1 protein-coding gene is annotated in these 661 nt (G+C 48.0%); it reads right to left on the bottom strand.

The genetic code is table 11. From position 1 onward, the window contains the following. Positions 1 to 661: UUP1 family membrane protein (locus tag R7R78_RS26915; protein WP_225474708.1), on the bottom strand; the 661-nt coding region annotated here is incomplete at both ends.

Genomic DNA, 661 nt, shown 5'->3' with positions numbered 1-661 from the left:
TAGAGGCAAGCTGTGGATTGATAAGTTAAGCAGGCCATCGGCCTCAACCTTGTTGTTTGTCGCTTGTTGAGGCGTCACTTCTTGTTTGATCATGGAGAAATGAACTTGGCTGTTCTTGCCTCCCACAAGGTCAAGTAACGAAACGTTCGATTCATCCCAAACAAGAAGGTTAGGTTTTACTGCTTTTTGCTCTGAATTTGGCGAGAACAGAACCCAATCTTTTCCAGACCAAACTTGCACCATCGGTTGGATAGTTTGACGACGACGGCCATCTTCAAGCTCGATTACGCCAACAATTTTACTTTGAACGCCAGCTGACAGAAGAATCTTGTGCAGTGCATCGGTGCGGTCAAAATCGTTCAATAATAGAGCGGAGTTTTGGCTGTCTGGATCGTTAAGCGCTTTGATTAACTCGCGTGCAAACGTCACGTTGTCCGCAGAACGGCTCATGGCTTGATCGATTAGGGCGCTTGCTGCCGCTTGTTGCGGAGCGGATAAAGTCGGTGGCGTGATATCGCCAGCAGGAGGCAGTGGTTCCACTTTAGCTTGTGGATCAACTAAGAACTGCGCTTTGTAGTAAATTGTTTGAGGGCCTTTCGCTTGGCGAATCGACCATTCGGCACGGCGACCTGAATCAGAGTTAATGTAGGAAACGCCATAA

It is taken from the genome of Vibrio sp. 2134-1 (assembly GCF_033339495.1).
The sequence above is the reverse complement of the archived record's forward strand: the minus strand, read 5'-3'. Positions and strand labels throughout refer to the sequence as shown.